Origin of the sequence: Paracoccus aurantiacus (assembly GCF_007993065.1) — a bacterium.
GTDB classification, from domain to species: domain Bacteria; phylum Pseudomonadota; class Alphaproteobacteria; order Rhodobacterales; family Rhodobacteraceae; genus Paracoccus; species Paracoccus aurantiacus.
This window is the reverse complement of the sequence record NZ_VOPL01000004.1, coordinates 1-13,683: the sequence shown is the minus strand read 5'-3', so window position 1 is coordinate 13,683 and position 13,683 is coordinate 1. Positions and strand designations below refer to the sequence as shown.

14 protein-coding genes and 1 tRNA gene are annotated in these 13,683 nt (G+C 61.5%); 1 reads left to right on the top strand and 14 read right to left on the bottom strand.

The window, feature by feature from the left end; genetic code table 11:
* Positions 1–8: 8 nt before the first annotated feature.
* The 11 genes from FQV27_RS10570 to FQV27_RS10520 form a co-directional block, all read right to left on the bottom strand.
* Positions 9–806, bottom strand: a complete 798-nt coding sequence (locus FQV27_RS10570) for an acyltransferase (RefSeq protein ID WP_147098211.1) — start codon at positions 804–806, stop codon at positions 9–11.
* Positions 803–4,957, bottom strand: coding sequence for a DNA-directed RNA polymerase subunit beta (rpoB, locus tag FQV27_RS10565; protein ID WP_147098209.1), 4,155 nt, complete (start codon positions 4,955–4,957; stop codon positions 803–805). Before rpoB ends, FQV27_RS10570 begins: the two co-directional genes overlap by 4 nt.
* A gap of 240 nt (positions 4,958–5,197) precedes the next feature.
* The gene (gene rplL / locus FQV27_RS10560) at positions 5,198–5,572 is read right to left on the bottom strand and encodes a 50S ribosomal protein L7/L12 (protein ID WP_147098206.1); all 375 of its coding nucleotides are present in this window, start codon (positions 5,570–5,572) and stop codon (positions 5,198–5,200) included.
* A 66-nt stretch (positions 5,573–5,638) separates the two neighbouring features.
* Positions 5,639–6,154, bottom strand: coding sequence for a 50S ribosomal protein L10 (gene rplJ / locus FQV27_RS10555; protein ID WP_147098204.1), 516 nt, complete (start codon positions 6,152–6,154; stop codon positions 5,639–5,641).
* A 352-nt stretch (positions 6,155–6,506) separates the two neighbouring features.
* On the bottom strand, positions 6,507–7,208 hold the full coding sequence (rplA, locus tag FQV27_RS10550) for a 50S ribosomal protein L1 (protein WP_147098203.1): 702 nt from the start codon (positions 7,206–7,208) through the stop codon (positions 6,507–6,509).
* 4 nt (positions 7,209–7,212) lie between these two features.
* Positions 7,213–7,665 (bottom strand): 50S ribosomal protein L11, encoded by a 453-nt coding sequence (gene rplK, locus FQV27_RS10545; RefSeq protein WP_147098201.1) that lies wholly within the window; start codon positions 7,663–7,665, stop codon positions 7,213–7,215.
* An 86-nt stretch (positions 7,666–7,751) separates the two neighbouring features.
* Positions 7,752–8,291 carry a transcription termination/antitermination protein NusG gene (gene nusG, locus FQV27_RS10540; protein WP_147098199.1) on the bottom strand — a complete coding sequence of 180 codons (540 nt, stop codon included), beginning with the start codon at positions 8,289–8,291 and terminating at the stop codon, positions 7,752–7,754.
* A 157-nt stretch (positions 8,292–8,448) separates the two neighbouring features.
* On the bottom strand, positions 8,449–8,640 hold the full coding sequence (gene secE, locus FQV27_RS10535) for a preprotein translocase subunit SecE (RefSeq protein WP_147098197.1): 192 nt from the start codon (positions 8,638–8,640) through the stop codon (positions 8,449–8,451).
* A 77-nt stretch (positions 8,641–8,717) separates the two neighbouring features.
* Positions 8,718–9,653, bottom strand: a complete 936-nt coding sequence (locus FQV27_RS10530) for a hypothetical protein (RefSeq protein WP_147098194.1) — start codon at positions 9,651–9,653, stop codon at positions 8,718–8,720.
* Between the two features lie 51 nt (positions 9,654–9,704).
* Positions 9,705–9,780 (bottom strand) — tRNA-Trp (locus FQV27_RS10525).
* Positions 9,781–9,910: 130 nt separating this feature from the next.
* Positions 9,911–11,776, bottom strand: a complete 1,866-nt coding sequence (locus tag FQV27_RS10520) for an ABC transporter ATP-binding protein (protein ID WP_147098192.1) — start codon at positions 11,774–11,776, stop codon at positions 9,911–9,913.
* A gap of 206 nt (positions 11,777–11,982) precedes the next feature.
* Here FQV27_RS10520 and FQV27_RS10515 point away from each other — a divergent pair, with 206 nt between their 5' ends.
* On the top strand, positions 11,983–12,477 hold the full coding sequence (locus FQV27_RS10515) for a DUF892 family protein (RefSeq protein WP_147098190.1): 495 nt from the start codon (positions 11,983–11,985) through the stop codon (positions 12,475–12,477).
* A 69-nt stretch (positions 12,478–12,546) separates the two neighbouring features.
* Here FQV27_RS10515 and FQV27_RS10510 read toward each other — a convergent pair whose 3' ends face one another.
* The 3 genes from FQV27_RS10510 to FQV27_RS10500 all read right to left on the bottom strand — a co-directional run.
* On the bottom strand, positions 12,547–12,960 hold the full coding sequence (locus tag FQV27_RS10510; RefSeq protein ID WP_147098188.1) for a GFA family protein: 414 nt from the start codon (positions 12,958–12,960) through the stop codon (positions 12,547–12,549).
* Entirely contained in the window at positions 12,957–13,349 is a 393-nt protein-coding gene (locus tag FQV27_RS10505; protein ID WP_147098187.1) for a VOC family protein, read from the bottom strand. Before FQV27_RS10505 ends, FQV27_RS10510 begins: the two co-directional genes overlap by 4 nt.
* A gap of 195 nt (positions 13,350–13,544) precedes the next feature.
* Positions 13,545–13,683: EF-Tu C-terminal domain-related protein (locus FQV27_RS10500; protein WP_484217494.1), on the bottom strand; the 139-nt coding region annotated here is incomplete at its 5' end.

Below are 13,683 nucleotides of genomic sequence, written 5' to 3'. Positions count from 1 at the left end.
TGTTCTTCCTAGCTCAGCGACGCGAAGTAAGGGCGGGAGGACGGGTCGATATTGAAGGGGCTCCGGCTCCATCCGATGTTCTTGCGACGGACCGTCGCCGGGTTTCCGGCGATCAGGCTGTTTGCGGGCATTCGGCCGATGACTGCTGCCTGGGCGGCGACAATGCAACCGTCCCCGACCTGCGCATTACCGCCGACATAGCTTCGATAGCCCAGCCAGACATGGTGACCGATGCGCACGTCCGGCCGGCGGGTGACGATCTCCGGCCCGCCCGAAGACAGGTCGACGACGCCGTGATGCGCGGCGCCCATGACCATCGTCTCGCTGGCGATCTGGCCGCCACGGCCGATCTGGACCCGACCGCGCGCGCACGAGATTTCCAGCCCGTTCGCGGTGGTTTCCTCACCGAACCGCACGCGCGATTCAGGGCCGAGGCCAAGCTTCGCGACGAAGCGCGAGGTGCTGCCGATCTGCACATCGATGTCCGAGCCGGCGATGCCGAAGCGGATCTTGCCCATGCCGATTTCGCCGATGGTGATGGCGATATTGTCATGCGGCTTGGCTCCGGCATGGCCGGCGATGGTGATCTCGACACCCGGCGGCGTCCGGCGATCCAGCGTCAGAAACGCGTTCTCGCCAAAACTGCCCGTAATCCTGACCTGCGGCAACGGGCTGGGCGCGCCAAGCGCGATCACCAGCCGATGCTCGTCAGGAACCGGGTCGCAATCCTGCTGTTCGGGCATAGGGGGAACCCATGCCGTCTGCTCCGTTCCCGAAGCCAGCAGCCTGCGAAGTCGGTGGATCACTCCTCTTCCTCCGCGTCCAGAAGCTCCATGTTGAGGCCCAGACCCCGGACCTCTTTGACAAGAACGTTGAACGATTCCGGCACGCCGGCTTCGAAATTGTCCTCGCCCTTGACGATGCTTTCATAGACCTTGGTCCGGCCTGCCACGTCGTCCGACTTGACCGTCAGCATTTCCTGCAGGGTATAGGCGGCGCCGTAGGCTTCCAGTGCCCAGACCTCCATCTCACCCAGACGCTGACCACCGAACTGCGCCTTACCACCCAGCGGCTGCTGGGTCACAAGCGAGTAAGGACCGGTCGAACGTGCGTGCATCTTGTCGTCAACAAGGTGATGCAGCTTCAGGTAGTACTTGACGCCGACGGTAACAGGACGCGCAAACGCCTCGCCGGTGCGGCCGTCATAGACGATGGACTGACCGGACGTGTCGAAGCCCGCACGGCGCAGCGCGTCGTCAACGTCGCCTTCCTTGGCACCGTCAAAGACAGGGGTTGCAATCGGCACACCGGCGCGAACGGCATTCGCGTGCTCCAGCAGCTGATCTTCATCCATGCCATCGAAGGTTTCGGCATACATCTCGTCGCCATAGCCGTTCTTCATGGCAGCGCGCACGCCGTCCATGTCGCCCGAGCCGTTGCGGAACGCTTCCAGCGCCTCGTCGATCTGGATCCCAAGACCGCGCGCGGCCCAGCCCATATGGGTTTCAAGGATCTGACCGACGTTCATGCGTGATGGCACACCCAGCGGGTTCAGCACGATGTCGACAGCGGTACCGTCAGCAAGGAACGGCATGTCCTCGATCGGAACGACCTTAGACACCACACCCTTGTTGCCGTGGCGACCAGCCATCTTGTCGCCGGCCTGCAGCTTGCGCTTCACCGCGACAAAGACCTTGACCATCTTCATCACACCAGGAGGCAGGTCGTCGCCCTGACGGACCTTTTCAACCTTGTCCTCGAAGCGGGCCTCAAGGGCCTTCTTCTGGGCGTTGAACTGGTCGTGCAGCGCTTCGACTTCCTTCGCGGTATCCTCGTCGCCGATGGCCAGCTGCCACCACAGCCCGCGCGAGATCGAGCCAAGCAGTTCGTCATCGACGGTGCTGTTCGACTTGATGCCCTTCGGACCCTTCACGGCCGTCTTGCCCGAGATCAGCGTTTTCAGGCGCGCATAGATGTTACGCTCCAGAATCGCCAACTCGTCGTCGCGGTCGCGCGACAGGCGCTCGACTTCTTCGCGTTCGATCTGCAGCGCACGCTCGTCCTTGTCGACGCCGTGACGGTTGAAGACACGAACCTCGACGATGGTGCCGTAAGCACCCGGCGGCAGACGCAGCGAGGTATCGCGCACGTCCGAAGCCTTCTCGCCGAAGATGGCGCGCAGAAGCTTTTCTTCCGGCGTCATCGGGCTTTCACCCTTGGGCGTGATCTTACCGACCAGAATGTCGCCCGGACCAACCTCGGCACCGATATATACGATGCCGGCTTCGTCCAGATTACGCAGCGCTTCTTCGCCGACGTTCGGGATGTCGCGGGTGATTTCTTCCGGCCCCAGCTTGGTATCGCGGGCGGCGACCTCGTATTCGTCGATATGGATCGACGTATAGACGTCGTCGCGGTGGATCCGTTCCGAAATCAGCACCGAGTCTTCATAGTTGTAGCCGTTCCACGGCATGAAGGCGACGATCACGTTCCGGCCGATGGCCAGTTCGCCCTGATCGGTCGAGGGGCCGTCAGCGATCACCTGACCCTTCATCACCTTCTCGCCCACCTTGACCAGCGGACGCTGGTTGATGGTCGAGGACTGGTTCGAACGCTTGAACTTGCGCAGGCGGTAGATGTCCACGCCAGCATCGCCCGCACCCAGATCTTCGGTGGCGCGCACAACGATACGCTGCGCATCGACCTGGTCGATCACGCCCGAACGCCGCGCCATGATGGCGGCCCCGGAATCGCGGGCGACAGTGGCTTCCATGCCGGTGCCGACAAACGGCGCCTCGGCCCGCAGAAGCGGAACCGCCTGACGCTGCATGTTGGCGCCCATCAGCGCGCGGTTGGCGTCGTCGTTTTCAAGGAACGGGATCAGCGCGGCCGCGACCGACACCAGCTGTTTCGGCGACACGTCGATCAGATCGACAGCATCAACCGGGTTCAGCATGAAGTCGCCAGCCTGACGGGTGCTGACCAGTTCATTCACGAACTTGCCGTCATCGTCCAGCTGTGCGTTGGCCTGCGCCACGGTGTGACGCATTTCCTCGGTCGCGGACATATAGACCACATCGTCGGTCACCTTGCCCTCGACCACCTTGCGATAGGGGGTTTCGATGAAGCCATACTTGTTCACGCGGGCGAAGGTGGCCAGCGAGTTGATCAGACCGATGTTCTGGCCTTCCGGCGTTTCGATCGGGCACATCCGGCCGTAATGGGTCGGGTGAACGTCGCGAACCTCGAAGCCTGCGCGTTCGCGGGTCAGACCGCCCGGCCCAAGCGCCGAAAGGCGACGCTTGTGGGTGACTTCCGACAGCGGGTTGGTCTGGTCCATGAACTGCGACAGCTGCGAGCTGCCGAAGAATTCGCGCACAGCAGCAGCCGCCGGTTTCGCGTTAATGAGGTCCTGCGGCATGACGGTGTCGATCTCGACCCCCGACATGCGTTCGCGTATGGCGCGTTCCATGCGCAGCAGGCCGACGCGGTACTGGTTTTCCATCAGCTCGCCGACCGAACGCACCCGGCGGTTGCCGAGGTGGTCAATATCGTCGATCTCGCCCTTGCCGTCACGCAGTTCGACCAGACCCTTGATGCAGGCCACGATGTCTTCGGGGCGCAGCGTGCGCTGCGTGTCCGGCGCATCCAGATCAAGACGCATGTTCATCTTCACGCGACCAACGGCGGAAAGATCATACCGCTCGCTGTCGAAGAACAGGCTGTCGAACATCGCCGAGGCCGCTTCCACGGTCGGCGGCTCACCCGGGCGCATGACGCGATAGATATCCATCAGCGCCTGGTCGCGGTTCATGTTCTTGTCCGCGGCCATGGTGTTGCGGATATAGGCGCCGACATTCACGTTATCGATGTCCAGCACCGGAACATCGGTGATGTCATTGTCCAGCAGCACCTTCAGCAGACCGCCGGTCAGTTCGCCGTCCTTGTCATATTCCGCAGTGATTTCGTCACCGGCTTCGGCATAGATCAAGCCTGTCTCGTCGTTGACGAGATCCTTTGCGACGAAGCGGCCGATGATCTGATCGAACGGCACCAGCAGGTCGATATCCTTGTCGCCGTCCAGCAATTGCTTGACCTGGCGTGGGGTAACTTTATCGCCGGCTTTGGTGATGATCTCGCCGGTCGCGGCATTGATCAGGTCAAATGCCGGGCGAGAGCCGCGCATACGCTCGGGGAAGAAGCGTGTGACCCAGCCGGCATCGGTACCGCCCTTGGCCTTTTGCAGCTTGAAGCCGACGGTGTTGTAGAAGGCGTCCATGATGCCTTCCTGATCCATGCCCAGCGCATAGAGCAGCGTCGTCACCGGAAGCTTCCGGCGGCGGTCGATGCGCGCAAAGACCAGATCCTTCGCGTCGAATTCAAAGTCGAGCCAGCTGCCGCGATAGGGGATGATCCGGCAGGCGAACAGCAGCTTGCCCGAGGAATGGGTCTTGCCGCGATCGTGGTCGAAGAACACGCCGGGCGAGCGGTGCATCTGCGACACGACAACGCGCTCGGTCCCGTTCACGATGAACGTACCGTTCTGGGTCATCAGGGGCATGTCGCCCATGAAGACGTCCTGCTCCTTGATATCCTTGACCGACTTGGCGCCGGTGTTTTCGTCGACATCGAACACGATCAGACGCAGCGTGACTTTCAGCGGCGCGGCATAGGTCATGTCACGCTGCTGGCATTCGTCCACGTCGTATTTCGGCTTTTCCAGCTCGTATTTCACGAATTCCAGCGTCGCGGTCTCGTTAAAATCCTTGATCGGGAAAACCGACTGGAAGACACCCTGAAGCCCCTCGCCGTCGGCATGCTTGTCGCCGTCGCCCGAGTTCAGGAACAGATCATAGGAGGATTTCTGAACCTCGATGAGGTTCGGCATTTCGAGAACTTCGCGGATATTTCCGTAGCTGCGCCGGATGCGCTTCTGGCCGACATAGGACTGCGCCATGGGGTCTTGCACCTTTCGTCTTGACGCGCGCGCACCGTCGGGGCCCGGAGCGTGCGGCCTGCGAATGTCAGGGGTTCCAGTTCAATACCTGCCGCCCGTCCCACCGCGCGGCTCCCGAACCTGAACATGCCATGAAGGAAGCTGATGCCATGTAGGCACTCTGTCAGCGTCCTTCAAGACAGGTTCGGCAGGGACCAGGAAAATCCCGGACCCTGCCCAATTCATCATCCGAATATCGGATTACTTCAGCTCAACCTTGGCACCGGCCGCTTCGAGCTTTTTCTTGATCTCTTCGGCTTCGTCCTTGGCAGCGCCTTCTTTGACTTTGCCACCGGCTTCAACCAGATCCTTGGCTTCTTTCAGGCCAAGACCGGTGATGCCGCGAACTTCCTTGATCACGTTGATCTTGTTCGCACCGGCTTCGGTCAGGACGACGTCGAATTCGGTTTTTTCTTCAGCGGCTTCGCCTGCACCAGCAGCCGGGCCAGCCATCATGACAGCGCCGCCGGCGGCGGGCTCGATGCCGTATTCATCCTTCAGGATGGTTTTCAGTTCCTGGGCTTCCAGCAGGGTCAGGCCCACGATTTCTTCGGCGAGTTTCTTAAGATCAGCCATTTTTCCGTTCTTTCCAAGTTAGGTTTCCAACGTCGGGTTTGGTCCATACGTCGGGAATTGATTGCATCAGGCAGCTTCGCGCTCTTCCAGCGTCGAAAGAATGCCCGCGATGTTCGAAGCAGGTGCGCCAATCGCACCGGCGATGTTCGAAGCAGGCGCGCCAATGCAGCCCACGATCGAAGCGATAAGCTCCTCACGCGACGGCATCGCAGCGACGGCTTTCACACCGGCCGGATCAAGCGCCGTGTCGCCCATGGCACCGCCCAGAATAACGAATTTTTCGTTATCCTTGGCGTATTTATCGGCGACCTTGGCCGCAGCCACAGGATCTTCCGAATAGGACAGCACGGTCATGCCCGTCAGATATTCGCCGATGCTTTCGCATGGCTTACCTTCCAGGGCGATCTTGGCGAGCCTGTTCTTGGCAACGCGAACGAACCCGCCTTCTTCACGCATACGCGCGCGCAGGTCCTGCATTTGTGCAACCGTCATCCCTTCGTAATGGGCAACCACCACGACGCCAGAGCTTTCAAAGATCTGGCCGAGTTCCTCGACCACCTGTTCTTTTTGCGCTCTATCCACGGTTTACTCCAAGTTTGGGGATTTCTCCCCGGCTCTCACTTTCCCGTGACCCCGAAAGATCACAGGTCGGGTCCGTTAACGATGGACCCGAGATCACCCGAGGAGAGCCCCGGAAAAATGGTCTCGATTTCCATCTCGGGAAGGAAATTAAGCCGCTTGCGGCACCCTCCGTCTCGGACGAAAGCAAAGGGCCAGCGAATCGCCAGCCCGATGCGAGTTGCCGATATAGGCCATGACGCGATGATTGCCAAGGGGGTGAAGCAGCTGCCTCGCCCTCGACCTCGCCGCGTGGCGGAAAAGGAAAACCCCGGCGGGCCTGCCGCCGGGGTCTGTATCAGACGGGTGCGCGGAATTACTGCGCAGCGACCGCGTCAGCGACGTCGATCGACACGCCCGGACCCATGGTCGAGCTGATCGAGACTTTTTTCACATAGGTGCCCTTGGCGCCGGTCGGCTTCGCGCGGTTCACCGCTTCGACGAAGGCGCGCACGTTCTGCGCGATCTTGTCGGCATCGAAGCTGACCTTGCCGATACCCGCATGGACGACACCGGCTTTCTCGGCCTTGAACTGGACCTCACCGCCCTTGGCAGCAGCCACTGCCTGCGCGACATCCATGGTCACGGTGCCAACCTTGGGGTTCGGCATCAGGTTGCGCGGACCAAGCACCTTGCCCAGACGACCGACCAGCGGCATCATGTCCGGCGTGGCGATAACGCGATCGAAGTCGATCTTGCCGCCCTGAATCGATTCCACCAAATCCTCGGCGCCGACGACTTCCGCACCGGCTTCCTTGGCTTCGTCAGCCTTGGGGCCACGCGCGAACACGGCAACGCGAACGTCCTTGCCGGTACCGGCAGGCAGTTGCACGACACCGCGGACCATCTGGTCCGCGTGGCGCGGGTCAACGCCCAGATTCATCGCGATCTCGATGGTTTCGTCGAACTTTGCCGAGGCAGAGTCCTTTACCAGCTTGACGGCGTCAGCGACGGTCATGTTCGACTTGCCTTCGAAGGCAGCGCGGGCGGCGGCTTTTTTCTTAGCGATCTTTGCCATGCTCTTAGCCCTTCACCTCGATGCCGATCGAACGGGCCGAACCAGCGATGATCTTCATCGCTTCTTCGACGCTGTTCGCGGACAGGTCTTTCATCTTCGCTTCGGCGATTTCACGCACCTGCTTGGTGGTGACCGAGCCAGCGGTCGAACGACCCGGCTTTTCCGAACCCTTCGCGCGGTTGCGCTTGCCCTGCGGCTTCAGCCCAGCGGCCTGCTTCAGCAGATAAGAGGCGGGCGGCGTCTTGGTTTCGAAGGTGAACGACTTGTCCTGATAGTAGGTGATGACCACCGGGACGGGCGAACCCTTCTGCATTTCCTGCGTCTTGGCGTTGAACGCCTTGCAGAATTCCATGATGTTGATGCCGCGCTGACCCAGTGCGGGGCCGACGGGCGGGGACGGGTTGGCTTCACCCGCCTTGATTTGCAGCTTTAGGCTGCCGACAACTTTCTTGGCCATCTGGCCTTCTCCTTTTCATCATGCCCTGCCCATGATTGGGCGATCAGGCCGATTTAGCGGTCCGGCTTTCGCCTCCCGCACACACATCACGCGGTCTTGGCGACCTGCGTGAATTCCAGTTCGACCGGCGTCGGCCGGCCAAAGATAGACACCGTGACCTTGATCCGGCTGGCAGCGTCGTCGACTTCTTCCACGGTGCCCGAAAAGCCTTCGAACGGGCCATCGGTCACGTTAACGGTTTCACCGACATCGAAGCGGATCAGGTTGCGCGGCGCAGCCTCTGCCCCGCCCTCGCCGGTGCGATGCAGGATGAGGTTCACTTCCTCGTCGCGCATGGGCGACGGACGGCCCTGCGCGCCAAGAAACCCGGTCACGCGGTTAATTGAGTTAACGAGGTGATGGGTCCGGTCATTCAGTTCCATATGGACCAGGACATAGCCCGGCATGAAGCGGCGTTCGGATGTCACCTTCTTGCCGCGCCTGATCTCGATCACTTCCTCGGTCGGGACCAGAACCTCGTCGATCTGATCGTCCAGGGATTTTTCAGTCACGGCCTGACGGATCGCTTCTGCGACCTTCTTTTCAAAGTTCGACAGGACGCTGACCGAATACCAACGCTTTGCCATATCTCGATCGACCCCAGCTTCGTCACACGAACGGCAACCCGTCCGGTCATATTCCATTGAAGCCTGAAAAAACAAACCGGCGCGCAGCGAATCGTGCACGCCGACTTTCAGGCAGGTCGGGCGGGCATACAGCCGCCCATACCCAAATGCAACCCCGTCAGCTTACCGCGCCAAGAAGCGCTGCCAGCCCGGTGCGGATGCCAAGATCCACGAGAAAGAAGAAGATCGCGGCCAAGGTCGCCATTATCAGGACCATGATGGTGGTCGTGACCACTTCGCGCCGGGTCGGCCAAGTGATCTTGGCGGCTTCGGCGCGGACCTGCGAAATGAACTGGACGGGATTGGCCATGATGTTCCTCGGTGTTGCAGCCGGTCAGATAGACCGAACCGCGAAGGGTTTCAAGCTTTGCCTGATCTGGCGCAGGTTCATCTTGCGACGGGGCTGCCATCAGGATCGGCGGCATCGGGCGAAGGCGCGCCATCACCGGGTTGCGGACGCAGCAACCGCACGCGGTCCAGCCCGGCGAGACTATCCAGATCCTGCGCATATTGCGCACGGCTTTCGTCATGCACCCGCGATGACAGGATGCGGAAGGACGGCTCACCCGGCGATTTCGGAAATCTGCGGCACGCATCGCGAAGCAGGGTCTGCGTCGGCGTTTCATCGTCCGTCAACGCCTCTGCCACGAAGGCATCATAGGCCGCCGCAGAAATGCCGCTGTTCACCACGCGCGACGGCGGAACCCGCGCCGCTGCCCGCCTGCCGACCATCTCGGTCAGGATTCGCGGTCGCAGAACGGCATAATCCTCGTATTGCCAGCAGATGATCTTCTGCACCTGCGGCTGGTTCAGCAGTCGCCGCGCGAGGTCGGTCCAGCTTATCGCCGGCAGGCTGAAGTCGCGAAGGTAAACATCGTGATGAAGCGGCAGCGGGCGGCGCAATTGCTGGCTATAGGCAGAGGTCACGAAATCCGCGGGGTCGCGCACGGCCAGAAACAGAACCACATCCCGCCCGCGCAGCAACGAAAACGCGCGCGACGACAGACGTTCGGCGCCGGGATAAAGCTGTCCATGCCGCCCAATCACACTGGTGCGCGCGGTTGTGCCAAGGATGTTTTCTTCCGAGATCAGCAGATTGCGAAACTGCGCCAGCCTGTCGTCGAACAGACCCGCAACTTTCTCGGCCAACGCCGGCTGCGTGCTGCGCAGCGCCAGATGAAACGGAAAGCCTTCCCCGCGAAGCGTTTCAGGCCCGAGAAACCCCATACCGCCGCGCGCCAGACGTTTGGTGGTCTGAAGCAATGCGCGCTGCAACTCGGTCGTGGCGGTCTTGTGAGCGCCGATATGGATGCGGATGGACATGAGGGATCAGAAGTAGGCAGCCGGTCAGGTCGGGTCAACTTCATATGCGACTGGCAGGGGTTGGGGGACTCGAACCCACGACCCTCGGTTTTGGAGACCGATGCTCTACCAACTGAGCTAAACCCCTAAGCCGCGCGCCTGATTAGTGCGGAACGCATCAGGGCGCAAGGGGGAACTGTCGCGCTTCGCGCCAGATATCGGCAAGCAAATGCCGCGCCACGCCTGCCCCATCCGTGAACCGGGCAGGCGGGTCCGCATCACTCTGCAATAGCGGCGTCGTCATCGGCCAGAAGGAAGCCGCCCGATTGCCGCGCCCAGAGCCGCGCATAGATTCCGTCCTGCGCCAGCAATTCCGCGTGGGTCCCCTGCTCGACAATGCGACCGCGATCCATGACGACCAGGCGGTCCATCGCGGCAATGGTCGAAAGCCGATGCGCGATCGCGATAACCGTTTTCCCTTCCATGAGCACGTCAAGCCGCGACTGGATTGCGGCCTCTGCCTCGCTATCCAGTGCCGATGTCGCCTCGTCCAGAACCAGAATCGGCGCGTCTTTCAGGGCGACGCGCGCAATCGCTATCCGCTGACGCTGACCGCCCGACAGTTTCACCCCACGTTCGCCGACATGTGCATCCAGCCCGTGCCGCCCTTTGCTGTCAGACAGGCCGGGAATGAAGTCTTGCGCCTCGGCCATGCGCGCGGCCTCGACGATCTCTGCCTCGGTCGCGTCGGGCCGCCCATAGGCGATATTCTCGCGCACAGAGCGGTGCAGCAGACTGCTGTCCTGCGTCACCACGCCGATCGCCGCGCGCAGGCTTTCCTGTGTAAGATCGGCCACGTCCTGCCCGTCGATCATGATCCGACCGCTTTCCAGATCGTGAAAGCGCAGCAGCAGGTTGACCAACGTCGATTTGCCAGCCCCGGAACGACCGATCAGCCCGACCCTTTCACCGGGCGCGATATTCAGGCTGAGATTGTCCAGAACGGCAAGGGGACGCTCTGCCTCCTCTGCACCATAGCGGAAGGTGACGTGGTCGAAGGATACGGCCCCCGGACCGGGCGACAGCGCGCGTGCGTCGCGCTTGTCTTCGACCATGCGCGGCATCGCCAGCGACGAGATCCCGTCGCGCACCGTGCCGACATTTTCGAACAGCGCGGCGAATTCCCACATGATCCAGTGCGACATGTTGTTCAGCCGCATCGCCAGCGGAATGGCCACCGCGACCGCACCGACATTGACCCGTTCGTCAGTCCACAAGACCAATCCCAGCACCGTGACCGATGCCACCAGCAGCACGTTCATCGCGGTCAGCAGGATGTCCTGAGTCGCTGCCAGCCGCATCTGGCGATAGACTGTCTGCAGAAAGCCATCCATCCCACGATGAACCCACGCTTCCTCGCGGTCAGAATGCGAGAAGAGCTTGACCGTGGCGATGTTGGTATAGCTGTCAACCACCTGCCCCGTCATCGTGCTGCGTGCATCGGCCTGTTCCTGCGCGACCCGCCCCAGCCGGGGAACGATGTACCACAGCAGCACGCCGAAACCCGCGCCCCACAGCGCGAACGGAAGACCAAGACGCCAATCCTGACTGGCCGCAAGCAGAACCGCGCCCAGGAAATAGACCAGCACATAAACAGCGACATCCATGATTTTCATGGCCACTTCGCGCACCGCGAGCGCCGTCTGCATCAGCCGCTGCGCGATCCGTCCCGCGAATTCGTCCTGAAAGTATCCGACGGACTGGCGCAGCAGATAGCGATGCGCCTGCCAGCGAATGCGCTGCGGGAAATTGCCGAGAAGTGTCTGGTGCATGATCATGCTGGTCAGCGCATTCAGAAGCGGCAGCACGATCAGCAGCAAAAGCCCCATCGCCGCCAGCCTGCGGCCTTCGACGGACCAGAAATGCGCGCGCGGGGTATCGGACAGCCGGTTCACGAGATCGCCGAGATAACCGAACAGCGACACCTCGATCAGCGCGATCACGCCAGAGCCGATGGCCATGACCAGCAGCCATGGCAGCGCACCGCGCGAATAGAATAGCAGAAATCCCCAGAACGTCCGGGGCGGCATCCTGGGCCGATCCAGCGGATAAGGATCAAGCCGGCCTTCGAACCAGCGAAACATCATATAACCTCGTGGAAGCCGGCCAGATGGCGGGCTGGACACGCGGCGTGCCGCATGGCGGGGACCGAGTCAAGCCTGCGCCCCTGTCTTCAGTTGGATTGATCTTTGCAAGAAGACGGGAACGGCCCCGCTGCCAGCCACGTTGGCCGACCGATCCGACCCACAGCGGTCGGCCGGAAACCACGCCCAGCCAGAGGAGGCACATCATGGCCATCAAGAATCTCAAGGACCTTTATCTCGACCAGCTTCGCGATCTTTATTCTGCCTGCAAGCAATCGCAGCCGATCGTCGCGGAAATGGGCAGCGCCGCCAAGTCCGAAGCCCTGTCGAAAGCACTGATTGCGGGCAACCAGGGCATCGCCGAAGGGATGGAGGTGCTGGCCGCGCTCTGCAACGAGCATGGCGTCGATCCGACGGGAGAGCATTGCAAAGGGATGGAGGGTCTGGTGACAGAGGCGCGCAAGCACGCATTGGAAACGGATTACGCGGATGAGGATGCGCAGGATGCCGGCATCATCACCCAGTATCAGCGCATGGCCCACTACGCGATTGCCGGCTATGGCTGCGTGCGGACCTTCGCCAACCGTCTGGGACTGGATGGCGATGCGGCCAAATTGCAGGAATGCCTGGACAACACCTGGGAAGGTGATCGTCACATGACCAAAATTGCTGAGGGCGGGGTCAATAAGGCCGCCGTTTGATCACACTGATAAAAACGAACAGGCCGCGGCGTCCTTGCCGCGGCCTTGATGACAGCGGCGGCGTCGCCGCTAAAGGTGCCGCGCCTCGGATGCGGGGTTCATCCAGTCATCATCTGCGCCATTCGCAACGTAGATCGGCGCGGCAATCAGTTCCTGCTCGGTCGCATCGTCAAGCGTGGCGACGCAGACCTGCATGAACCTGCCGCCCATTTCCGCGGTATTGCCCTCCGTCCAAAGTCGCGTGCCGCAGCGCCGGCAGAAGCGGTGATGCATGTCGATCCCGTCGTCGGCAGAGCGTGGCGTCTCGGCGATAAGCTCCTGCCCGCGCAGCAGGCGAAGCCCGTCGGGATCGGGCAGACGCATTTCCCAGTAGCGCATCTTGCGGCAGAAACGGTAGTTGCAGCGCATGGTGCCGTCGGCCAGATCGCCGTCCGCCTCGAACGCCACGCCGCCGCAAAAGCAGCTTCCATGATAGGTTTTCATGCATCCCCCTTGTGGCAAACGGCTTCAATATTGTTGCCCTCCGGGTCGATGACGAACGCCCCGTAATAGTTCGGGTGATATTCAGGTCGCAGCCCCGGCGCGCCGTTGTCCTTGCCACCCGCAGCTATTGCCGCATCATAGAACGCGTCCACACTCGCGCGGTCGGGCGAGGAAAAAGCGAGATGTACACCTTTCGACGCGGCCTGATGGGTTCCGATCCAGAAACTGTGAACCCCGTCGCGGCCCATGCCCAGATGCGCGCCATGACCGCCCGTCATTTCCTCGGTCACCTCCATCAATACCTCGTAGCCAAGCGGTTTCAGCGCGGCTTCGTAGAAGCTTCGCGATTGGCCAAGGTCCGATACGGCCAGTCCGACGTGATCGATCATCCGAAATACTCCCCTTTTCGCGTTTCACGGCCGATTATTGCCGCGCCCTGCTGACAGAATGCGTCAGCAGTCAAGCAGATGCGCTGGTTGCCGCCGAAGCTGGGTAGTTGCCACCAAAGAAAAAAGCCCGCCCCTTTCGGGACGGGCCTTCTGTTTTCCAGCACGGTGCGTGTGAACACGCAGCCTACGCAATCATCACTCGATGATTTTCGAGACCACGCCGGCGCCGACGGTGCGGCCGCCTTCGCGGATGGCGAAGCGCAGTTTTTCTTCCATCGCGATCGGGGCGATCAGCTCGACCTCGAACTTCAGGTTGTCGCCCGGCATCACCATT

What these genes read in the sequence shown, in the direction of transcription:
- rpoB (WP_147098209.1), bottom strand. Translation starts at nt 4,957, where the DNA reads ATGGCGCAGTCCTATGTCGGCCAGAAGCGCATCCGGCGCAGCTACGGA.
- rplL (WP_147098206.1), bottom strand. Translation starts at nt 5,572, where the DNA reads ATGGCTGATCTTAAGAAACTCGCCGAAGAAATCGTGGGCCTGACCCTG.
- rplA (WP_147098203.1), bottom strand. Translation starts at nt 7,208, where the DNA reads ATGGCAAAGATCGCTAAGAAAAAAGCCGCCGCCCGCGCTGCCTTCGAA.
- rplK (WP_147098201.1), bottom strand. Translation starts at nt 7,665, where the DNA reads ATGGCCAAGAAAGTTGTCGGCAGCCTAAAGCTGCAAATCAAGGCGGGT.
- nusG (WP_147098199.1), bottom strand. Translation starts at nt 8,291, where the DNA reads ATGGCAAAGCGTTGGTATTCGGTCAGCGTCCTGTCGAACTTTGAAAAG.
- secE (WP_147098197.1), bottom strand. Translation starts at nt 8,640, where the DNA reads ATGGCCAATCCCGTCCAGTTCATTTCGCAGGTCCGCGCCGAAGCCGCC.
- FQV27_RS10530 (WP_147098194.1), bottom strand. Translation starts at nt 9,653, where the DNA reads ATGTCCATCCGCATCCATATCGGCGCTCACAAGACCGCCACGACCGAG.
- FQV27_RS10520 (WP_147098192.1), bottom strand. Translation starts at nt 11,776, where the DNA reads ATGTTTCGCTGGTTCGAAGGCCGGCTTGATCCTTATCCGCTGGATCGG.
- FQV27_RS10515 (WP_147098190.1), top strand. Translation starts at nt 11,983, where the DNA reads ATGGCCATCAAGAATCTCAAGGACCTTTATCTCGACCAGCTTCGCGAT.
- FQV27_RS10510 (WP_147098188.1), bottom strand. Translation starts at nt 12,960, where the DNA reads ATGAAAACCTATCATGGAAGCTGCTTTTGCGGCGGCGTGGCGTTCGAG.
- FQV27_RS10505 (WP_147098187.1), bottom strand. Translation starts at nt 13,349, where the DNA reads ATGATCGATCACGTCGGACTGGCCGTATCGGACCTTGGCCAATCGCGA.